A 461-nucleotide genomic window follows, 5' to 3' on the forward strand; every position below is an offset into this window, starting at 1 on the left:
AACCTTACACAAAAAATTTGATTTCGATCAATGTAATAAAAATGTCGACTAAGAGCTTAAATTGTAGGACGAAATTTTTGATATGATTTTCACCTCAATAGGGTAAGGAAAACTTCAACCTTACCCCCCCTTCAAAGGGGGATTAATTAGGACTCTCAGTTTTAGCAAGCAGCATTAAATAAGTTTAGATATAATCATGACTATGGGGCAAAACAGAGATTCAAAGAAGGGGGATTCCCCCCTTTCTTTCCTAATGGACAATTTTTATTAAGCTCGTATTACTCAACCCACTTTGGTTAATCATGGCTGAATTTCCACTACCCCCTAGCATAAAGATAGCTGCTCGGTTATTTCTTCCATCGGTTTGAATAATGCTGGCCTCATGCTTATTGCCTGTCTGTAAAATAAAAGCCTCATTGGAACGACTAGGGCCCATAGCACCATTTTGAATAATTTCGGCA

Annotated in this window: 1 protein-coding gene; it reads right to left on the bottom strand. The window is 37.7% G+C overall.

What is annotated here, in order from left to right; genetic code table 11:
- Positions 1 to 250: 250 nt before the first annotated feature.
- The coding region (locus tag E1171_RS00225; protein ID WP_222931275.1) for a hypothetical protein at positions 251 to 461 on the bottom strand (211 nt) is incomplete at its 5' end.

Source organism: Xanthovirga aplysinae (genome assembly GCF_009711365.1).
In the GTDB taxonomy this organism is placed as follows: Bacteria; Bacteroidota; Bacteroidia; order Cytophagales; family Cyclobacteriaceae; genus Xanthovirga; species Xanthovirga aplysinae.